Origin of the sequence: Allobosea sp. 2RAB26, from assembly GCF_052115465.1 — a bacterium.
In the GTDB taxonomy this organism is placed as follows: Bacteria; Pseudomonadota; Alphaproteobacteria; order Rhizobiales; family Beijerinckiaceae; genus Allobosea.
Genome location: NZ_JBFRGS010000005.1, coordinates 39,245 through 59,013, shown reverse-complemented (window position 1 = coordinate 59,013; position 19,769 = coordinate 39,245). Strand labels below are relative to the sequence as shown.

Annotated in this window: 20 protein-coding genes; 3 read left to right on the top strand and 17 right to left on the bottom strand. The window is 66.0% G+C overall.

Features of this window, described 5'->3' with window-relative positions; all coding sequences use genetic code 11:
• Nucleotides 1-305: 305 nt before the first annotated feature.
• A complete protein-coding gene (locus tag AB4118_RS10740; protein ID WP_441489707.1) occupies nucleotides 306-1,184 on the top strand; it encodes an ATP-binding protein in 879 nt (292 codons plus the stop codon).
• 308 nt (nucleotides 1,185-1,492) lie between these two features.
• Here AB4118_RS10740 and AB4118_RS10735 read toward each other — a convergent pair whose 3' ends face one another.
• Nucleotides 1,493-2,692 carry a peptidoglycan DD-metalloendopeptidase family protein gene (locus AB4118_RS10735; protein WP_441489706.1) on the bottom strand — a complete coding sequence of 400 codons (1,200 nt, stop codon included), beginning with the start codon at nucleotides 2,690-2,692 and terminating at the stop codon, nucleotides 1,493-1,495.
• Here AB4118_RS10735 and AB4118_RS10730 point away from each other — a divergent pair.
• Entirely contained in the window at nucleotides 2,691-2,879 is a 189-nt protein-coding gene (locus AB4118_RS10730) for a hypothetical protein (protein ID WP_162768161.1), read from the top strand. The two genes, AB4118_RS10735 and AB4118_RS10730, sit on opposite strands and share 2 nt — an antisense overlap.
• A 95-nt stretch (nucleotides 2,880-2,974) precedes the next feature.
• Here the strand turns inward: AB4118_RS10730 and AB4118_RS10725 are convergent, their stop codons facing one another.
• From AB4118_RS10725 to AB4118_RS10660, 14 genes are all read right to left on the bottom strand, one after another.
• Nucleotides 2,975-3,643, bottom strand: a complete 669-nt coding sequence (locus tag AB4118_RS10725; RefSeq protein ID WP_441489705.1) for a protein-L-isoaspartate O-methyltransferase family protein — start codon at nucleotides 3,641-3,643, stop codon at nucleotides 2,975-2,977.
• A 29-nt stretch (nucleotides 3,644-3,672) separates the two neighbouring features.
• Entirely contained in the window at nucleotides 3,673-4,434 is a 762-nt protein-coding gene (gene surE, locus AB4118_RS10720; protein ID WP_069880263.1) for a 5'/3'-nucleotidase SurE, read from the bottom strand.
• Between the two features lie 4 nt (nucleotides 4,435-4,438).
• On the bottom strand, nucleotides 4,439-5,740 hold the full coding sequence (gene serS, locus AB4118_RS10715) for a serine--tRNA ligase (protein WP_441489704.1): 1,302 nt from the start codon (nucleotides 5,738-5,740) through the stop codon (nucleotides 4,439-4,441).
• A gap of 52 nt (nucleotides 5,741-5,792) precedes the next feature.
• The gene (gene tatC, locus AB4118_RS10710) at nucleotides 5,793-6,608 is read right to left on the bottom strand and encodes a twin-arginine translocase subunit TatC (protein WP_113515768.1); all 816 of its coding nucleotides are present in this window, start codon (nucleotides 6,606-6,608) and stop codon (nucleotides 5,793-5,795) included.
• Nucleotides 6,605-7,099 carry a Sec-independent protein translocase protein TatB gene (gene tatB / locus AB4118_RS10705; RefSeq protein WP_441489703.1) on the bottom strand — a complete coding sequence of 165 codons (495 nt, stop codon included), beginning with the start codon at nucleotides 7,097-7,099 and terminating at the stop codon, nucleotides 6,605-6,607. The genes tatC and tatB overlap by 4 nt, the downstream gene beginning before the upstream one ends.
• A 47-nt stretch (nucleotides 7,100-7,146) precedes the next feature.
• Nucleotides 7,147-7,389 carry a twin-arginine translocase TatA/TatE family subunit gene (locus AB4118_RS10700; protein WP_043232977.1) on the bottom strand — a complete coding sequence of 81 codons (243 nt, stop codon included), beginning with the start codon at nucleotides 7,387-7,389 and terminating at the stop codon, nucleotides 7,147-7,149.
• Nucleotides 7,390-7,455: 66 nt separating this feature from the next.
• Nucleotides 7,456-8,496, bottom strand: coding sequence for an ABC transporter ATP-binding protein (locus AB4118_RS10695; RefSeq protein WP_441479260.1), 1,041 nt, complete (start codon nucleotides 8,494-8,496; stop codon nucleotides 7,456-7,458).
• 220 nt (nucleotides 8,497-8,716) lie between these two features.
• The gene (gene scpB, locus AB4118_RS10690; RefSeq protein WP_441490030.1) at nucleotides 8,717-9,418 is read right to left on the bottom strand and encodes an SMC-Scp complex subunit ScpB; all 702 of its coding nucleotides are present in this window, start codon (nucleotides 9,416-9,418) and stop codon (nucleotides 8,717-8,719) included.
• A 13-nt stretch (nucleotides 9,419-9,431) separates the two neighbouring features.
• Nucleotides 9,432-10,250, bottom strand: a complete 819-nt coding sequence (locus AB4118_RS10685; protein ID WP_441489702.1) for a segregation and condensation protein A — start codon at nucleotides 10,248-10,250, stop codon at nucleotides 9,432-9,434.
• 46 nt (nucleotides 10,251-10,296) lie between these two features.
• Entirely contained in the window at nucleotides 10,297-11,310 is a 1,014-nt protein-coding gene (nagZ, locus tag AB4118_RS10680) for a beta-N-acetylhexosaminidase (RefSeq protein WP_441489701.1), read from the bottom strand.
• 154 nt (nucleotides 11,311-11,464) lie between these two features.
• Entirely contained in the window at nucleotides 11,465-12,562 is a 1,098-nt protein-coding gene (locus AB4118_RS10675; RefSeq protein WP_441489700.1) for a TRAP transporter substrate-binding protein, read from the bottom strand.
• 201 nt (nucleotides 12,563-12,763) lie between these two features.
• On the bottom strand, nucleotides 12,764-14,413 hold the full coding sequence (locus AB4118_RS10670) for an SPOR domain-containing protein (protein WP_441489699.1): 1,650 nt from the start codon (nucleotides 14,411-14,413) through the stop codon (nucleotides 12,764-12,766).
• 99 nt (nucleotides 14,414-14,512) lie between these two features.
• Nucleotides 14,513-16,279: an arginine--tRNA ligase gene (gene argS / locus AB4118_RS10665; RefSeq protein WP_441489698.1), complete on the bottom strand. Its 1,767-nt coding sequence runs from the start codon at nucleotides 16,277-16,279 to the stop codon at nucleotides 14,513-14,515.
• Nucleotides 16,280-16,324: 45 nt separating this feature from the next.
• A complete protein-coding gene (locus AB4118_RS10660) occupies nucleotides 16,325-17,560 on the bottom strand; it encodes a deoxyguanosinetriphosphate triphosphohydrolase (protein ID WP_441489697.1) in 1,236 nt (411 codons plus the stop codon).
• Between the two features lie 86 nt (nucleotides 17,561-17,646).
• Here AB4118_RS10660 and AB4118_RS10655 point away from each other — a divergent pair, with 86 nt between their 5' ends.
• The gene (locus AB4118_RS10655; RefSeq protein ID WP_441489696.1) at nucleotides 17,647-17,997 is read left to right on the top strand and encodes a HesB/IscA family protein; all 351 of its coding nucleotides are present in this window, start codon (nucleotides 17,647-17,649) and stop codon (nucleotides 17,995-17,997) included.
• A gap of 216 nt (nucleotides 17,998-18,213) precedes the next feature.
• On the opposite strand, the gene AB4118_RS10650 is transcribed toward AB4118_RS10655, so the two are convergent.
• Together AB4118_RS10650 and AB4118_RS10645 are read right to left on the bottom strand one after the other, a co-directional pair.
• Nucleotides 18,214-18,828: a cold-shock protein gene (locus tag AB4118_RS10650; protein WP_441489695.1), complete on the bottom strand. Its 615-nt coding sequence runs from the start codon at nucleotides 18,826-18,828 to the stop codon at nucleotides 18,214-18,216.
• 138 nt (nucleotides 18,829-18,966) lie between these two features.
• The gene (locus tag AB4118_RS10645; RefSeq protein ID WP_441489694.1) at nucleotides 18,967-19,722 is read right to left on the bottom strand and encodes an SIR2 family NAD-dependent protein deacylase; all 756 of its coding nucleotides are present in this window, start codon (nucleotides 19,720-19,722) and stop codon (nucleotides 18,967-18,969) included.
• Nucleotides 19,723-19,769 lie beyond the last annotated feature (47 nt).

Genomic DNA, 19,769 nt, shown 5'->3' with positions numbered 1-19,769 from the left:
CGCGCCTGCCGTCGATGCGGTTGCGGCTTCGTCAGGTCAAAAATCGCGCGGACTATAGCCAGAGACGCCGTTAAATCAATTGTTGGCGCGGCGACGAACCGACCGCGTCGCTTCACCTATGAGCTTGCCGGCATGCGCGCAATGGCCTTGTCCGATTCAGCTTGGCATATTCCATAGAGTTCGTTCCGAAGAATGGCTGTCATGGCTCTCTGACAGGAAACCCCGAACATTGAGCCGCGCCTCCCCTGGGTCGCCTGGCTCGACGTCTCAGCTTGAACACCGCTCGCGCGATAGGCTTTGTCCCGATGACCACCGGCTCTCCCGATCTGAACCTCGAAACTCTCCTCCGCATCGCCTCGGCGCTGGAGCGCCTCGCGCCGCCGGCGCGAAGGGCAGCGGACCTGACGGCCGCCGACGCCTTCGTCTGGCATCCGGCGGCGGCGGACCTGGCTCCCGTCGCGAGGGTCAACCGGGTCGAACTCTCGCTGCTGCGTGGCGTCGACCGGGTCCGAGACACGCTGGCAGAGAACACGGAGCGCTTCGCCCATGGACTGCCTGCCAACAACGTATTGCTCTGGGGCGCGCGAGGCATGGGCAAGTCGTCGCTGGTCAAGTCGGTCCATGCCGACACCAACAAGCGCCTAGCCGGCAAGGCCCTGCCCCTGAAACTGATCGAGATCCACCGCGAGGACATCGAGAGCCTGCCGGCTCTGATGGCCATGCTGCGGCAGGACAAGCACCGCGCCATCGTCTTCTGCGACGACCTCTCCTTCGATGGCCAGGACACCTCCTACAAGTCGCTCAAAGCGGCGCTGGACGGTGGCGTCGAGGGCCGCCCGGACAATGTCGTATTCTACGCCACCTCGAACCGTCGCCACCTGCTGCCGCGCGACATGATGGAGAACGAGCGCTCGACGGCGATCAACCCCGGCGAGGCCGTCGAGGAGAAGGTCTCGCTCTCGGACCGCTTCGGCCTCTGGCTCGGCTTCCACAAGTGCAGCCAGGACGAGTACCTGGAGATGATCAACGGCTATGTCAGCCATTTCAGCCTGACGATCGCACCCGATGAGCTTCGTCGCGAAGCGCTGGAATGGGCGACCACACGCGGATCGCGTTCGGGGCGCACCGCCTGGCAGTACATCCAGGACCTGGCGGGCCGGCTCGGCCAACGGCTCGACGGCTGAGCCGCGCAAGACCATCGCCGCGGGCGGCATGCCCGCGGCCTGATGGAAATAAGCCGGTGTTCTCCGGTGGATAGACGGCGTTCCGGATTCAATCTGGCAGCGTCGCCAGGCTCGGGCCGGATGTTCGGCGCCATGGGGGCGTAGGCCGAGCCACAGAATGAAAACGGCGGGACGGCCTTTCCTGGGACCGTCCCGCCTTGTTTCGATCAGCGGGGTCTCGCGGGAACTGATCGAAGGTGAATGCTTCTACGTGTCTCCGGACGGAAGTGAGAGCTCAAACCCTGAGGCGGCGTCAGACCAATTCTGGATCAGTTGTTCAGGTAGGGAACCGGATCGACCGGCGACGATCCCTTGCGCAGCTCGAAATGCAGCTGCGGCGAAGAGACGTTGCCGCTCTGGCCCGATTTGGCGACGACCTGGCCGCGCTTCACCGTCTCGCCGCGCTTCACGTTCAGCTCGCCGTTATGGGCGTAGGCCGAGACGTAGCCGTTCGGATGGCGGATGAGCACGAGATTGCCGTAGCCCTTGAGTTCGCTGCCGGCATAGGCGACGACGCCGCCTTCAGCCGCCTTGATCGGCGTTCCCTCAGGCACGGCGATGTTGATGCCCTCATTTGACCCCTTGCCGCCATAGCCGGCAATGACACGGCCGCGGGCCGGCCAGCGGAAATCGGCCTTGGCGGAGGCATCCTCCTCCTTCGGCAGGCTTGCGGTGGTCTTGGGATCGGGCGTCGGCTCCGGAGCCGACTTCGGCACGGCGCTGACCTTCTCTTCGGCCGGAGCGCTGGCAACCACGACCGGCTTGGTCTTCGTCGGAGTCGGCGTCGCGACAGGAGCAGGCGTCGGCGCCTTCGCCTCGACCACCGGCTTCGTCTTGGCCTTGGCTTCGGCCTTCACCTTGGCCTCGGCGGCGAATTTGGCGCGGGCGTCACGCATGGCCTGTGCATCGGCCACAGCCTTTGCCTTGGCGTCGGCCGCAGCTTGCGCCTTGGCTTCGGCAGCGGCCTGGGCCTTCGCCTTGGCGTCGACCGGCACCGCAGCGACGCGTGCCGGCACCACAGGCGCACGCGGCGCCGCCACTGGAGCGGGGCCAGGCACGAAACGCGGCGCTTCGGTGCGCGCATCGCTCTGCGGCGACGCCACCTGGGCCATCTGCTGCGGCGCAGCACCACCACCGGCATTGTAGACCGGGATCGTCAGCCGCGAGCCGGGAGCAACGTTCGCGCTCGAAAGCCCGTTCGCCGACATCAGCGCTGAACGCGGCACGCCGTAGCGCGAGGAGAGGACATCGAGCGTTTCGCCCTGGGCGACGACGATCGGCGTGCCACCCTGGGCCGACCAGCCATTGGCGCTACCGACGACAGGCGCCGGAGCTGCGCTACGCAGCGCAACGGCCGATTGCGGCGGCGGCAGGGGCTGGGCGCGGACCGCCCCGACAGACGGAGCCGGCGAAGACATCGGCGCGCTGGCGCTGCGCCCGATCGAGCCGGTCGTTGCCGGATCACGCATGGCAGGCGCCTGCGCGGTCCTGAAGGGATTGCTGAAGGGTGCCTCAGTGAAGCGCATCGTGTCCGACGAACACGCGCTGACACTCAAGGCGAGCGCGCAGACCGTCGACAGGCGAAGGGCAACGCTGGACTTGAATCCGACTTGGCTACGCATGGACAAGATACTCGCGAACAACGCAACTCGATGAAGGGGATTAAAGCCCCGTTCAGGTTACGAAAACGTTTCGCGCGTGCTTTGCCTCTTCACATTTTTGAGCCGGGGCCGGCTTTCTTCAGCCGCGGTTCAGAGTGCCCGGGCCAAGCCCGGGATCAGCGGCGGCAGGCGCAGGACCGGGCCGAGCGCATGATCATAGGCACTGTCATCCGTCCGCGTGACCACCACCCGACGTGATACGCCTTCAACCCTGAGCGCCCCGACCAGCCGCCCGCCGACCGAAAGCCGCGCCAGCAGGGCCTCGGGAACGGAATGGGTGACGCCATTGACCAGGATTCGGTCGAATCGGCCGAGCGTTCGGTCCGGCTGGAAACCGTCAGCGTGCCGGAGATCGACCATTTTTGCGTAGCCGCTGCCGCCGATGCGCTCATGGGCAGCAAGCGCAAGCGTGCGGTAGCGCTCCAGCGAGACCACCTCTCCGCCCATGGCGGCAAGCAGAGCCGAGACATAGCCGGAGCCGGTGCCGACCTCGAGCACACGGGCGGAGGGCTCCATCTCCAGGGCACTGACGAGATTCGCCACCGTATGCGGGGCGGTCATCGTCTGCCCGCAGGCGAGCGGCACGGAAACGTCCTGGCGGGCGAGGTCGGCAAAGCGGGTCGGCGCGAATCGCTCGCGCGAGACCTTTTCCATCGCCCGGAGCACGGCGAGATCGCGCACGCCCCGTGCCCTCAGCGATAGCAGGAATGCGACGGTTCGCTCACCCTCGCTGCCAGGCGCCTCCTCGGCCTCGCTCATCGCCGCCCCCAATTACCCCCGGTTCGGAATCAGGCAAAAACCTGTGCGAATCGGGTCAGCGTCGGCTCATGCGTGAGGTCGAGTTCGAGCGGGGTGATCGAGATCTTCTGCTCGGACAGCGCCCTCAGATCGGTGCCGTTGGCGGGCTCCTTCCGGCTGCGCTGGAAGGCGATCCAGAAATAGGGATTGCCGCGTCCGTCATGGCGGGGCTCGAGCCGCACCAACTCCTGGTCGCGCCGGCCCTGGACCGTCACCGCCACGCCCGCAACCTCGCTCGGCGCGACATTCGGGAAGTTGAGGTTGAACAGCACGCCCTCGGGAATCCCCTCCTCCAGCAGCCGGCGGATGATGCCTGGAGCATGGTGCTCGGCGCAGTCCCAGTGGATCTGGTGCCGCCCGTCCGGCCCGTAGGCCTGGCTGACCGCGATCGAGGGAATGCCGAGCAGCGTACCCTCCATCGCCGCTGCGATGGTGCCGGAATAGGTCACGTCCTCGGCGACGTTCTGGCCGCGGTTGACACCGGACAGCACGAGGTCGGGCCGCGCATCGAGCATGATCGAGCGCGCCGCCATGATCACGCAATCGGTCGGCGTGCCGGCGACGGCGTAACGCTTGTCCGAGATCTTGCGCTGGCGCAGCGGATTGCTGAGGGAGAGTGAATGCGCGACGCCCGACTGGTCCGTCTCGGGCGCCACGACCCAGACATCGTCCGACAGTTGCGCCGCGATGCGCTCCAGCACCGCAAGGCCTTCGGCATGGATGCCGTCATCATTGGTGACGAGGATACGCATGGAGTCAGGCCGCCTTCTCGATGCGGGTCACCCCGCGCATGTAGGGAACCAGCGCGTCGGGTACCGTGATCGAGCCGTCGGCGTTCTGGTAGTTTTCCATCACCGCGATCAGCGCGCGGCCGACCGCCGTGCCCGAGCCGTTGAGGGTGTGCACGAAGAACGGGCCCTTGCCGTCCCGTGTCTTGTAGCGCGCGTTCATGCGCCGGGCCTGGAAATCGCCGCAGACCGAACAGGACGAGATCTCGCGATAGGTCTTCTGCCCCGGCAGCCAGACCTCGATGTCCCAGGTCTTCTGGCTGGCAAAGCCCATATCGCCGGTGCAGAGCGTCATCACCCGATAATGCAGGTCGAGCTTCTTCAGGATCGCCTCCGCCGAGGCGAGCATGCGCTCGTGCTCCTCGCGCGACTTTTCCGGCAGCGTAATCGAGACGAGCTCGACCTTCTCGAACTGGTGCTGGCGCAGCATGCCGCGCGTATCGCGCCCGGCCGAGCCGGCTTCGGCCCTGAAGCAGGGGGTCAGCGCGGAATAGCGACGCGGCAACTCCTCCTCGGAGAGGATCGATTCGCGCACGAGATTGGTAAGCGGAACTTCGGCAGTGGGGATCAGCCAGTGATCCTCGCCCGCCCGGAACTGGTCGTCGCGGAATTTGGGCAGCTGCGCGGTTCCGAACATCGCCTCATCCCGCACCATCAGCGGCGGGTTGACCTCGGTATAGCCGTGCTCCTCGGTATGGGTATCGAGCATGAACTGGCCGATCGCGCGGTTGAGCCGCGCCAGCCGCGCGTTCAACACGACGAAGCGCGAGCCCGAGAGCTTGGCCGCCGTCTCGAAATCCATCTGGCCGAGCGCTTCGCCGAGCTCGAAATGCTCTTTCGGCTGGTTGACGCCAATGAGACGCTTGCCCTCCTCCGGCTTGGTGCCATGGACATGCAGCACGACGTTGCCGTGCTCGTCGGCGCCCTCGGGGACATCGGCATTCGGTATGTTGGGGATCGCCGCGAGCTGTTCGCTCAGAGCTTCGACGGCCGCCTTCTCCTCCGCTTCGAGCGCCGGCTGAGCATCCTTCAGCGCCGCGACCTCGGCCTTCAGCTTGTCGGCAAGCGCGACGTCCTTCGCGCCCATCGCCTTGCCGATCTCCTTGGAGAGCGCATTGCGGCGTTCCTGCGTGGCCTGTGCCTTGGCGATGGCCGAACGACGGGAATCGTCGAGCGCAAGCAGCGAGGACGAGAGCGGCGCAAGGCCCCGCCGCTTCAGCCCGGTATCGAACGCCTCGGCGTTCTCGCGAATCCATTTAATGTCGTACATCGCTGCTCAACCTATCGCGCATCCCAATCGATGCGCGCGAGCCGCGATCGGATCAGGCTTCGCCTGCTTCCTCGGCCGCTTTCGCAGCCTGCCGCTTCTTCTCGACATAGCGCACCGAGAACACCGAAAGCTCGTAGAGGAGCAGCATCGGCACGGCAAGCATGAGCTGGGAGATCACATCCGGCGGCGTCAGCACGGCGGCGACCACGAAGACGAAGACGATGGCGTAGCGCCGCTTGTCCTTGAGGAAGGCCGAATCGATAATTCCGGCCTGACCGAGCAGGGTCAGGATCACCGGCAGCTGGAACGAGATGCCGAAAGCGAAGATCAGCGTCATGATCAGCGAGAGATACTCACTGACCTTCGGCAAGAGCGCGATACCGGCCTGCCCGTCCGTCGCCGCCTGCTGCATGCCGATCGAGAACTTCATCAGCACGGGCATGGCGAAGAAAAAGACCAGCGCGGCGCCAAGGCAGAAGAAGATCGGCGTCGCCGCCAGATAGGGCGCGAAGGCCTGTTTCTCGTTCTTGTAGAGGCCCGGCGCCACGAACTTGTAGACCTGCGTGGCGATCACGGGAAAGGCGAAGAAACCTGCGCCGAAAGCCGCCACCTTGATATGGGTGAAGAGCAGTTCGAGCGGGCCGGTATAGATCAGCTGCGCGTTGCCATTCGGCCCGGCCGCCCAGACATAGGGCTGCACCAGCACGTTGTAGATCTGCGTCGAGAACGCGAAGCAGATGAAGAACATGATCAGGAAGGCGATCAGCGACTTGATCAGCCGCGCCCTCAGCTCGATCAGGTGCTCGATCAGCGGTGCGCGCGAGGCCTCGATGTCGTCCTCGCCTTCCCTCGGGTTGGCGACGCTCATGCCGGGCTCCCTTCATCCGGCTCACTGACCTTGGCCTTCTTGGTCGAAGCGCGCTTGCGCGGCGCCTTCGGCTTGACCTCGGGTTCAGGCTCCGGTTCCGCAATCGGCGCGGGCTCGATGACGATTTCGGGCAAGGGCTCAGGCCCCGGCAAGGCCGCGAGCGTAGCCTCCGCTTCCTTCAGCGCCGCGTCGTCGCGGGCACCGGAGGCGGGTGTGCTGAAATCGTCCTTGATCGGATCAATCGGTTTGAAATCGGTATTGAGCGCGCTCTGCACCGAACCACCGACATCCTCGACCTGCTTCTTCAGATCGTCCAGTTCAGCTTCGCGCATCGCGTCGTTGAACTGGGTCTGAAACTCGCCGGCCATACGGCGAATCTTGCCGATCGCCTGCCCGGCGGTCCGCATGGCTTTCGGCAGATCCTTGGGGCCGATCACGACGAGCGCAACCGCCCCGATCAGCATCAATTCGCTCCAGGCGATGTCGAACATCGACGGCTCGTCCTCTCAACCCCTCGCCGCTCGCTGGCGGCGCGGCGTCAGGCCTTGTGTTCGGCCTTCGCCGTGGCGGAATTGGCAGGCTGCGCGTGATCGATGATCTTCGGGTCAGCCGTGGTCGCAGCAGGCGGCGGCGTGGTCGGCTCGTCTTCGGCCATGCCCTTCTTGAACGACTTGATACCCTTGGCGACGTCGCCCATCAGTTCGGAAACCTTGCCGCGCCCGAACAACAGCATCACGATGACGCCGACGACGATCCAGTGCCAGATACTGACGCCACCCATGGCAAACTCCTCCGAATTCCAGTGCGGCGCAGGCTCCCCACCCGCGCCAAGTGCTTGTGCCGGAACCTATGTGTCCCCCGAGGCGAACACAAGAACTTCGTCCGACTGAATATCGATACCGATGTCCTCGCCTTCCCGGATCGAGCCCGGCAGCGAGACCCGTCCGACCAGCGGCTTTTCAAGCCCGCCGACGGCCAGCAGCAAATGGTCGACCTCACCCAGAAAGCGCCGCATCACCACGCGCGCCGGCAGGCAGAACCCCTTTGGCACCAGCCTGATCGCATGCGGCCTGACGCAGACCACGGCCTCCTGCCCATCGGCAAGGCCCGGTGCCGCAAATCTCCCGACCGGCGTCTCCACCGCGCCACGCTCGGCTATGCCGCTGATCTCGGTAAAATCGCAGAAAAATCGGGCCGCAAAGAGGCTGACGGGCCTCCGGTAGAGCTCCTCGCCAGTCCCGATCTGGACGATCCGCCCCGATCGCATCAGCACGATCCGATCGGCGATCCGCATTGCATCCTCGGGATCGTGCGTGACGATGATCGAGGTTGCCCCGGTTTCCTGCAGCAATGCGGCGGTTTCGTCCCGCACCACATCGCGCAAGCGCCGGTCGAGATTGGAGAAGGGCTCGTCCATCAGGAGCACGCCGGGGCGCGGCGCCACCGCTCGCGCCAGCGCCACGCGCTGCTGCTCCCCGCCTGAAAGCATATGTGGATAAGCCTCGGCCAGATCCGCGAGGCCGACACGGGCAATGGCACGCAGCGCCGTCGCCTTCGCCGAGGCATCGTCATAGCCGCGCAGACCGAAGCGGACATTCTCGAGCACATTGAGATGCGGGAACAGCGCGTAATCCTGGAAGACCAGACCAACGCCGCGCTTCTCCGGCTCGACGAAGGCGTCGGGAGCCGAAACGTCCTGACCTTCGAGCAGCACTTTGCCCGAGCTGGGCCGTTCGACGCCCGCCGCGAGGCGGAGCAGCGTCGTCTTGCCGCAGCCCGATTGCCCAAGCAGAGCCACGATTTCACCCGGCGCGATCGCGAGCGTCACGTCCTCGAGCGCCGTCACATCACCGAAGCGCTGGGTGACGCCTTCGAAGGCGAGCGACATTGGAATGGCTGCGCCCGCTGTCCCGCGCCTGCCCCAACTCAGCCACCGCGCCACGCCCTCGCTACGCGCCAAAGAATGCTCCATCGAAACCACGCGTCATCCCGGCGAAGCGCGGCGGAGAACCGGCACCCATGCCGAACCTCGGTCGCAAGCGCGCGGCCATGGACCCCATGGATCCCTGCGGTCGCCCGGGACGACAATCAGGGACTGTCCCCCGATTTCACTCGTCCGGGGTGTGGGGCGGCCCGTCGCCGTCGTCAAGCGGGGTAAAGAGGTCCCCAAGCGGATCCTCGTCCTCCTGCAGGTCGAGACCATCATCGGGGATTGGCACGGTCAGGTCCTTCGAGAGCCGCCCCTCGATGAAGCCCGAGCCCTTCAGTTCGTCCAGGCCAGGGAGGTCGTCGATGCGGTCGAGCCCGAAATGATCAAGGAAGCCCGGCGTCGTGCCGTAGGTCACAGGCCGGCCCGGCGTCCGACGCCGCCCGCGCAGCCTGACCCACCCGGCTTCGAGCAGGATGTCGAGCGTACCTTTGGCGGTGGCAACGCCCCGGATCTCCTCGATCTCGGCCCGTGTCACCGGTTGATGATAGGCAATGATCGCCAACACCTCGAGCGCCGCCCGCGACAACTTGCGCGGCGGCTCCGCCTCGGCCGCCAGCAGGTAGCCGAGGTCCGGTGCGGTCCGAAACGCCCATTTTCCGGCGACCTGCCGCAGATTGACGCCACGCGTCGCGTAGATGTCTGTGAGTCGGGCAAGGAGCTGCCGTACGGCGACGCCGGACGGCACGGAATGGCTGAGTTCCTCTTCCGAGAGCGGTGCAGCCGATGCGAAGAGCAGCGCCTCGACGATGCGCAGCGACTGGGCGAAGAGCTGCGCCTCGCTCCCCTCGTCATCGTCGATCCGCTCAGGCGCCGCAGACATCGTCACCGAGCCATCATAGCGGCAGGGTCGGCGGCCGCGCCGAGCGCCGCCGGATATAGAGCGGCGTGAAGGCACCATCCTGGCGCAGATCGAGAATTCCCTCGCGCACCATCTCCAGCATGGCAGACAGCGCGGAGGCACGAACGGTCGCGCGCATTTCGCTTTGCGACAGCCCGTGGCTCGCCATGTAGCGGGTCAGGTAGGGGTCGATCGCCGTCCAGTCCGCCGCCTCGCCGACCAGTCGCTGCAGGACCTCCCGCGCCTCGACCAGGGACCAGACCATGCGATGCCCGACGGAGATATGGCTTTGCGCCCGCTTCTGGCGCTGCTGGCCATAGGCCGAGAGCAGATCGTAGAGTTCGGCCTCCCAGACCGGGCGGGCGCCGGCAACGATCGGCTCCGGCGCACCACGGGCGAAGACGTCCTGTCCCAGCCTTTCCCGGGACGCCAGCCGCCGCGCCGCCGCGCGGATCGCCTCCAGCCGGCGCAACCGCAAAGCCAGCGCCGTCGCCAGATCCGCGGCACTCGGCTCCTCTCCCTTCGGTGGTTCGGGCAAAAGCAACCGCGACTTCAGATAGGCGAGCCAGGCCGCCATCACGAGATAGTCCGCGGCAAGCTCAAGCCTGAGCGCTCTCGCCTGCTCGACGAAGGCTAGATACTGCTCGGCAAGCGCCAGGATCGAGATGCGGTGCAGATCGACTTTTTGCCGCCGGGCCAGGTCGAGCAGCAGGTCGAGCGGGCCTTCATAGCCGTCGACATCGACGAGCAGCGCCGGCTCGCCGTCAGTGCGCGCCGGCCTGGCCTCGTCCTCGAACGGCAGTTCGGCGTCCATTCCCGCCGCGTCCCCAAGCTGTCACCCCTGAGAACGCAGGTTCCGACTATCGGCCGCCCAACGCAAGGGCGCTGGTCAACTGGGCGCGCGCAGCCTCCACATCGAGCGGTTCGGGCTCATGCCGGATCCGGGCGAGCGCCATCGCGGCGCGGCGGGCCCGTGCCCCCGTCATGTCCGGCACAGCGCCGGCAACGGCGATCATCTCCTCCATGATGCCGTGGCAATGCAACACGACGTCGATCCCGGCGCGGATCGCCGCCCGCGACTTCTCGGCGAAGCTGCCTGAGAGCGCCTTCATCGAGATGTCGTCGGTCATGATCAGGCCGTCGAAGCCGAGTTCGCCGCGCATGATCTCTTTGACGACCCGACGCGAAACCGTGGCCGGATGCCCTTGATCGAGTGCCGTGAACACGACATGTGCCGTCATTGCCATCGGCATGTCGGCGAGATGTCGGAACGGCCGGAAATCATGCCCGCGCAGCGCCTCGAGCGAGGCGTCGACGACCGGCAGGTCATGATGGCTGTCGGCCCGCGCCCGGCCGTGGCCGGGCATATGCTTGACCACGGGGATCACCCCGCCCGCCAGGAGTCCCTCCGCCGCCGCGCGGCCGAGGCGCGCGACCATGTCGGGGTCATGGGCATAGGCGCGGTTGCCGATCACGTCATGGCTGCCGGAGACCGGCACGTCGAGTACCGGCAGGCAATCGACATCGATGCCGACGGCCTTGAGATCATGCGCCATCAGCCGTGCCGAGAGCCGCACGATCTCGCGCTGTTGCACGGGGTCGTTGATCCCAAGGAAGGCTTGCGCCGGCGGATAGGCCGGCCAGTGCGGTGGCCCCATCCGCTGCACCCTGCCACCCTCTTGGTCGATCAGGATCGGCGCATGCCAGCCCACGGCCTCTCGCATCTGCGCGGTCAGCGCCGCGGTCTGTTCCGGAGTCTGGGTGTTGCGTTTGAAGACGATAAAGCCCCAGGGCCTGGCATCGCGGAAGAAGGCGCGTTCGTCAGGGGTGAGGCTGGTGCCGAGGCAACCGGCAATGAAGGCGCGGGATTTCATGAAGCAGGCCCGAGGCGGATTGCAAAGCAGCGGAAGCCGTCTTGTCGCATGATTCCCGCTCTGGCGCCTTAACGGAAGAAGCCCGGGACCAACTGGCCCCGGGCTTCGCTCTCGACCTATTTGGCAGAGCCCAGGAGGCTCAGCACATCGAGGCTCAGCGCATCTGCTGCGCCATGCCGGCGTTGAACGCGTCGAAGGGCAGTTCTGCGACACGGAACCAGAGCTGTTCCTTGCGCCAGTAAGGCAACCACGAATCATAGAAGGTCCTGAAGGCCGGATTGCTGGCCGCAAGCTCGCCATAGAGCGCCTGCGCTTCCTTGAAGGCGGCGACCATCACGTCCTGCGGAAACGGCCTGAGCTCAGCGCCGCTGGCGACGAGGCGCAGCAGGGCGTCGGGATTGCCGTGGTCATATTTCGCGACGCAAAGCGCGTTGGCCTCGGCGCAGGCCGCTTCCACGATCGCCTTGTACGAAGCGGGCAGCGCGTTCCACTTCTCCAGGTTCACGATGAAGCTGACATTGGCGCAGCCCTCCCAGAAGCCGGGATAGTAGTAGTACTTGGCGACGCGCTGGAAACCGAGCTTCTCGTCGTCGAGCGGACCTGAGAATTCGGCTGCGTCGATCGTGCCGCGCTCCAGCGCAGGATAGATATCGCCACCGCCGATCTGCTGCGGCACGACGCCCAGCTTCGCCAGGATCGTGCCACCGAGGCCGGCAATCCGGAACTTCAGGCCCTTCAGATCCTCGACCGTCTTGATCTCCTTGCGGAACCAGCCACCCATCTGCGCGCCGGTATTCCCCGAGGGGATGGTGTGGAGGTTGTAGGTCTTCATGAAGGCGCGGCAGAGCTCGAGCCCACCGCCCTGATAGAGCCAGGCATTGTGCTGGCGGGTGTTCAAGCCGAAAGGCAGCGAGGTCTCGAAGGCGAAGGCCGGGTTCTTGCCGATGTAGAAACTCGACAGCGTGCTGCTGCACTCGACGGTACCGTTCTGGACCGCATCGAGCGCCTGCAATGCCGGCACGATCTCACCCGGCGCGAAGACCTGGATCTGGAACTGGTTGTCCGTCGCTTCCGCGACGCGCTTGGCGATCTGCGTGCTGATGCCGAACAACGTGTCGAGGCTCTTCGGGTAGCTCGAGGTCAGGCGCCAGCTGACCTTCGGCTGGGCCTGCGCGATGGCCGGCGCAGCGATGGTCACGCCACCGGCTGCGACTCCGGCGCCTGAGGCCTTGACGAAAGTACGGCGATCCATGGATGTCCTCCTGAGTTCGGTGTCATCGTTTCAGGGCATGCCCTACCCGGATTCGACGCGTGCGTCTTTGACCGCGATCCCGGACGCCCAGCCCCTGCCAACACAGCACGACATAACACCGCCCCCTGTCCGCGACACACGGCAAAGGAAAACCGCCGGTGGCAGAAGCCACCGGCGGTCTGATCATCTCGAAGTTGGCAATCAGTTCTTGGCGATGAAGCACTGGCCGCCGGCAGCCTGAAGCTGCGTGCACATCGTTGCCGCATCCTCGCGGGAATACGGCCCGATGCGCAGGCGATAGACGGTCTTTCCGCCAGCGAGATCCGTCTTCTTGACGATCGGCGACTGGCCGCCGAGCTGGCCAGGATATTTGCGCTGCAGGGCCGCGAATGCGGCGCGTGCCTCCGCTTCGCTGCCGGGAGCAGCGAGCTGCACGGCAAAGTCGCCGGTGCCGCTACGGATCGCGGCGGTCGCCGGAGCAGGCGTCGCAGCGGGAGCCGGTGTCGGAGCAGCACTTGCAACACGCACCGGCGCGGCAGGGGTGGTCGCCGGCGCAGGTGTCGCGACGCGCTCCTGAGCCTTCGGAGCCTCAGGCGCCACGGCCGGCGTAGCAGCCGTACGCTGCCGCGGCGGATTAGTGCTCGCGGTCGAGGATGGATTGAGCGGCAGGTTCCCGCCGAGCCTGGTTGGCGCTGCGCCGGTCGCGAGCCCTGACGCACCGTTGCTATAGGCCGCGCTCGCGCCGGGCGGAGGCGCCGGCGTGCCATCGGGACGGATCGAGACGGTACGCACCCGGCGCGGCTCGCCAAGGCCTGGTACGCTGGACGTTGCGATCAGACCAGCTTCGGCCGGCGAGACGGAGCCGCGCTCAGGAGCCGCCGGAGCCTGGGCCAGCGGATTGCCATTGGCGCCTGCCTGCGGCGTCGAGCCGAGCCCCGGCATGACCATCCGGCCCGGCATCGTGCGTGCCGCCTGCTGGATATCGACCGGCTGCTCCTCCCGGCTGACGACCTTGGTCGGGTTCGACGGGCTGTCCCCAGCACGCTCGTAAATCTGCTTGTTCTGATTCGGAATCTCGGCGCCGCCGGGATTGGTTGGCGCAACCTTGCTCGGGCCGCCATCGGCCGCGATGACCGGCGGCTGGCCGTCGCTTGTCACGGACGGACCGCGCAGGCCCATATAGCCGCCGACGCCGATCACTGCGACGGCAATCGCGGCAGCGGCAGCCCAAAGGCCCTTGCGCGAGCGCCGCGGCGGCAGATCCTGATAATCATCTTCGGCCATCAGCGGCGGCTCGGGATAGTCCGCCTGCGTGTCGTGGCCGTAATCCTGATATTGCGCGTTGCCACGCTCCTCGTCGAGGTCACGCGCATCATGCGCGGCAGGCCGGGCGGGCTCCGAACGTGCAGCGCGATAGGGCTCCGGCTGTTCGACCGGCGTCGGAACATAGACCGCAGCCTGCCGGACCGGTTCGGCGGCAGGTGCCGGGCGGGCGATATCCCCGCGGCGAAGCAGCGCCTCGAACTCATCGAGCGCCCCCAGCATATCGGCCGGCGGCTGTGCATTGTTGGCGGCAACAGGCTGCTGAGCCGGTGCCTGAGCAAAAGAAGGCTCCTGGCGCTGCCGGGCGCCCGGCCAGGCTGCAGCGGCGGCCGCTTGCTGCTGCACCGGAGCGGCAGCGGCCCGCGGCGAGAAGAGTTCCTTCAGGGGGTCATCCTGACCGACGATTCGGGTCAGCTCGACAAGCGGGTCGACAGACGCCCCTGCCTTTGGAGGCTGAGCCGCGCCGCGCAGCTGACGCTCGAGGTCATCGAGGTCGAGGGCGAAACGGTTCCTAGCTGGCTCACTCATGGTATGATCCATTCCAGCGCTGTCGGCGCCCGAATGGAACGCCGAACTCTACGCAAGGTCAATCTGACCGACTTTGCGCGCCGCCGGCGATCCTGGCCGTCAACGCATTTCTTCCGGCGCCGCAACCCCGACGACAGCCAGACCGGAGGCAAGGACGCTGCGCACCGCGTGCACGAACGCCAGTCTTGCTACCGTGGATTCTCGATCAGTTTGATTAACGAACCGTAATTGCGGCGAGTCTTTGCCCTTGTTCCAGAGCGAGTGGAACGCGCTCGCCAGCTCATGGACGAAGAATGCCACGCGATGCGGCTCATGTGCGCTGGCCGCTGCATCGATCATTCTTGGATAGGCAGCGATCATCTTGATGATGCCGATCTCCGCCTCGTCAGTCAGGCGCGACAGGTCCGCCTGCGCCAGCACCGCGGGCGACAGATCGATGCCCGGGAACGCCTCGCGCGCCTGCCGGAAGATCGAAGCGCAGCGTGCATGGGCATACTGGACGTAGAAGACGGGATTGTCCTTCGACTGCTCGACGACCTTGGCGAGATCGAAATCGAGCGTCGCGTCGTTCTTGCGGAAGATCATCATGAAGCGCACCGCATCGCGGCCGACTTCGTCGATGACTTCGCGCAGCGTCACGAAATCCCCGGAGCGCTTCGACATGCGCACCTGCTCGCCATTGCGCAGCAGCCGCACGAGCTGGCAGAGCTTGACGTCGAGCGAGCCCTCGCCATGCGTCACCGCCTTCACCGCAGCCGACATGCGCTTGACATAGCCGCCATGATCAGCGCCCCAGACATCGATCATCTCGGCGAAGCCGCGAACGAATTTCGACCGGTGATAGGCGATGTCATTGGCGAAATAGGTGTAGCTGCCGTCCGACTTGAGCAGCGGCCGGTCGACATCGTCGCCGAACAGCGTGGCCCGGAACAGGGTCTGCTCGCGGTCTTCCCAGTCCTCGTCCTTCTGCCCCTTGGGTGGCGGAAGCCTGCCTTCATAGATCAGGTCGCGCGAGCGCAGGTCCTCGATCGTCTCGCGCACGGCATCGATATTGCCGTCGACCGCCTGAAGCGAGCGCTCCGAGAAGAAGACGTCGTGAACGACCCCGAGTGCAGCGAGATCGTCCCGGATCATCGCCATCATGCCATCGATCGCGGCAGCGCGCACCGCCACCAGCCATTCGGACTCGTGCTTGCCCCGCAGGCTCTCGCCATAGGTCTTGGCCAGGCTCTCGCCGACCGACTTGAGATAGTCGCCGGGGTAGAGTCCCTCCGGGATCGCCCCGATCTCCTCGCCCAGCGCCTCGCGGTAGCGCAGGAAAGCGGAGCGGGCGAGTACATCGACCTGCGCGCCGGCATCGTTGATATAGTACTCGCGGCTGACCGCGTGGCCGGCAAAGGCGAGCAGGCTCGACAAGGCATCGCCGAAGACAGCGCCGCGCCCGTGGCCGACATGCATAGGCCCGGTCGGATTGGCCGAGACATATTCCACATTGATCTTCGGATCGGGCCGGAGCGCACCGCGGCCGTGATCCAGTCCGGCCTCGATCGCGGATTTCAGAATCCCCGTGAAGACGGCCGGCTGCAGCGTCAGGTTGATGAAGCCCGGCCCCGCGATCTCGGCCTTCGCCACGTCCGGATCACGCGCGAGCTCATCAACCAGCAAGGCTGCCAGAGCGCGTGGGTTGGTGCCGGCCTCCTTGGCGAGCACCATCGCGGCATTGATCGCAAGATCGCCATGGGCCGGGTCCCGCGTCGGCTCGACGACGACACGGGCGAAGGACAGCCCGGTCGGGATGGCGCCGCGATCTGCAAGCAGGGTCAGGGCGCTGTTGATGCGCGCGGAAAAGGTCTCGAACAGGTTCATTGCGACCGCAAGAATACGAAAACTGGAAGGAAGAAGTGCCCGGGCCTATCGCAGCGACGGGGTCGCGTCAAACAGGCGGCGATGCTCGTCGAGCGCGTACCAGTCGGTCATACCGGCAATATAGTCGGCAATCCGGCGGGCCTTGCGGGGCTCGTCGAGCTCCGTCATCCCAGCCGCCCAGTCGGGCGGCATCGCCTGCGGCGCCGCAGCAAAGCGCGTGAAAAGGTCGCGCACCACGTCGGCTGCCTGCTGGCGAATGACCCCGACCCGTGGGTGCCGGTACATGTTGGGATAAAGGAAGGCCTTGATCTGGCGATCGGCCGTCGTGATCGTCTCCGAGAAGGCGACAACCGGCGCTCCCGCCCGGCGGATCGCATCGGCATCAGTTGGCGCCAGCGCGGCAATGAGCTCCTCGGAGCGCCCGATCACATCCTCGACGAAGCGCGTGATCACCCGGCGCACCAGCTCGTTCGTGGCGCGGGATGTCTCGAGGCCAGGATGCAACCGCTCGATCTCGTCGAGCAGATCCGCCAGGAACGGCACGACGCGAAGCTCCGCATGCCCGAACAGCCCTGCCCGCAAGCCATCATCGATGTCATGGGCGTTGTAGGCGATGTCGTCGGCGAGCGCGGCGACCTGCGCCTCCGCAGAGGCATGGCTGTCGAGCCAGAGATCCTGCCGCTCCTGATACTCGACGATCGCCGCTGGGACACCAGTCTTCGCATAGCGGGCAGTCGGCACGCCGTCGGGGCCGATCAGCGGGCCGTTATGCTTGACCAGCCCTTCCAGCATCTCCCAGCTGAGGTTGAGCCCGTCGAAACCGGCATAGCGATGTTCAAGCCGGGTCACGATTCGCAGCGTCTGGGCGTTGTGGTCGAAACCACCGAACTTGTGCATGCAGGCATCGAGGGCATCCTCACCGGTATGCCCGAACGGTGTGTGGCCAAGGTCATGCGCCAGCGCCAGAGCCTCGGCCAGATCCTCGTCGAGGCCGAGCGCCCGGGCGAGTGCGCGCGCGATCTGCGCCACCTCGATCGTATGCGTCAGGCGGGTACGGTAATGATCTCCCTCATGCGAAACAAAGACTTGCGTCTTGTGCTTCAAACGGCGGAAGGCTGTGGAATGAATGATCCGGTCGCGATCGCGCTGGAAATGGCTGCGCGTCGGTGACGCCGGCTCCGCGATCAGGCGGCCGCGGCTCTGGCTCGAACGACAGGCATAGGCCGCGCGCCAGCGGTCGCCGGGCTCGCGGTCGGATGAAGGGCTCTGTGGCTGCGGCATGGCGGACCTATCGACGCCCCCTGCTTGTACAGGCGCTGCGGCGCAATTACCTTCGCAGACAACAAAGGTGCAAGGAGCATCTGCCTATGACGACCGATCTTCAGGTCAATCCGCGTGGCATCGCCGTCACCGGCAAGGCCGCGAATCGCATTCTCGCGGTGATGGCGAAGGAGCCGCCCGGCTCGATGCTGCGCGTCAGCGTCGCCGGTGGCGGCTGCTCGGGCTTCCAGTACATCTTCGATGTCGACCACGAAAAGGCGCCGGGCGACCTCGTGATCGAGCGCGACGGCGCAACCGTCCTGATCGACGAGACCTCGCTGGACCTGCTCGAAGGCTGCACGATCGATTTCGTCGATGATCTTGTCGGCCAGTCCTTCAAGATCACCAATCCGAACGCGACCAGCTCCTGCGGCTGTGGGACGTCGTTTGCGCTCTAGCGGGTCGGCAATGGGCAGCAGGGCCTGATGACGGGCCGTGCCTGACGCCATTCTCCCGAAGCAGCTGACGATTCTCGGCGAAACGCGCAGATCACCTCGGGCGCGAGAGGCGAGTTCATGGCCGCCGCTGTCCGACGCCGGGCGCTCGGCGCCCACAAAAAGGAAAAGGCGCCCTGACGGCGCCTCTTCCTTGGTCTGCGATCTGATTGTCGGCGCTCAGTGCGAGCTGATCGCGCCGCCCTGCTCCAGCCTGATCTCGGCCGCCATCAGGCCCTTCGGTCCAGGTCCGTAGCGCACCAGCACCGTCTGGCCGGGGATGAGCTCCACGATGCCGTAGCGGCGCAAGGTTTCCATATGGACGAATATGTCCGGAGCGCCCTCGCCCTTCGAGACGAAACCGAAGCCGCGCAGGCGATTGAACCACTTCACCACCATGCGCTCGAGCCCGCTCGTCGGAGCAACCGAGACATTGGTGCGTGCCAGCGGCATCTCCGCCGGATGGCGCCCGGCCGAGGTATCGATCGACATCACGCGCACCGCCTGACGTCCGCGCGCCTTCGCGATCGCTTCCAGAACGATGCGGGCCCCTTCGGCGATGGCGTTGAAGCCATCGCGCTTCAGGATGGTGACATGGACGAGCACGTCGGCACCGCCATCCTCAGGAACCACGAAACCGTAGCCCTTGCTGACATCGAACCACTTGACGTAGCCCACGACCTCGACGCTTGCGTCGTGATCGAAGCCTTCGCCTCCGTCCAGCCGCATGATGCGGTTGAGTGATTGAATCGGACCGACCGGTGGCCGCCCGCTCTCACCGAACTCGTCGGACATGTCCCGCTCATCTCCGCGCGAACTGTTTGATTCGTGCCGATACGATACCATCGGTTCGAAGGCGCGATACAGCCGGCTTGGCGTCATCCACATCATCGCGATGGACACCGCGGCAGATTGGCAACGCTTTTGGCGCGCTCAGCCTGCCAGCCGGCCAAGCGCGGGGCCGATCTCGGCCCGCACCACGAGATCGGCGATCGCGTCGGGCTCCGTCGGTTCGCGATTGATGATCACGAGCTTCGCTCCATTGCGCTTGGCGATCGCCGGAAACGTCGCAGCCGGAAACACCACCAGCGACGAGCCCGCAACGAGGAAGAGATCCGCCCGCATGGTCAGCGCATGCGCCCGTCGCATCGCCGCTTCCGGCATGGCCTGGCCGAACGAGATCGTCGCTGACTTCACGATGCCGCTGCAGATGATGCAGCGCGGCGGCTCTCCGCTTGCCTCGAAGGCCGGGCGGATCGCGGCCAGTTCATGCCGCCAGCCGCAGGTCAGGCAGGTGGCATAGGTGCCGTTGCCGTGCAGTTCGATGATCCTGTCCTCGGGGATGCCGGAATCCTGATGCAGCCCGTCGATATTCTGCGTGATCACTCCGGGAGAGCGACCCTGGGCCACCAGATTTGCAAGTGCCTTATGGCCGCGATTGGGCATCGCACCGGCAAAATGGTCATCCATCGCGAACTTGCGCCGCCAAGCTTCGACGCGGGCCTCGCGGCTGGCAACGAAAGCGTCGAACGGGATCGGTCTGTGGATCATCCAGGGCGAGCCGGGCGACCGGAAATCCGGCACGCCGGATTCGGTCGAGATCCCGGCTCCGGTGAAACTGACGATCACGGCAGCGCGGTCGAGCAGCGCGTGGAGTTCGTCGATCGCGTCGTTGGTCTCGTCCTGCATGGGCCCACTCGTCCGCCTTTGCCGCTGCCTATATGAGCGCTGCCCCG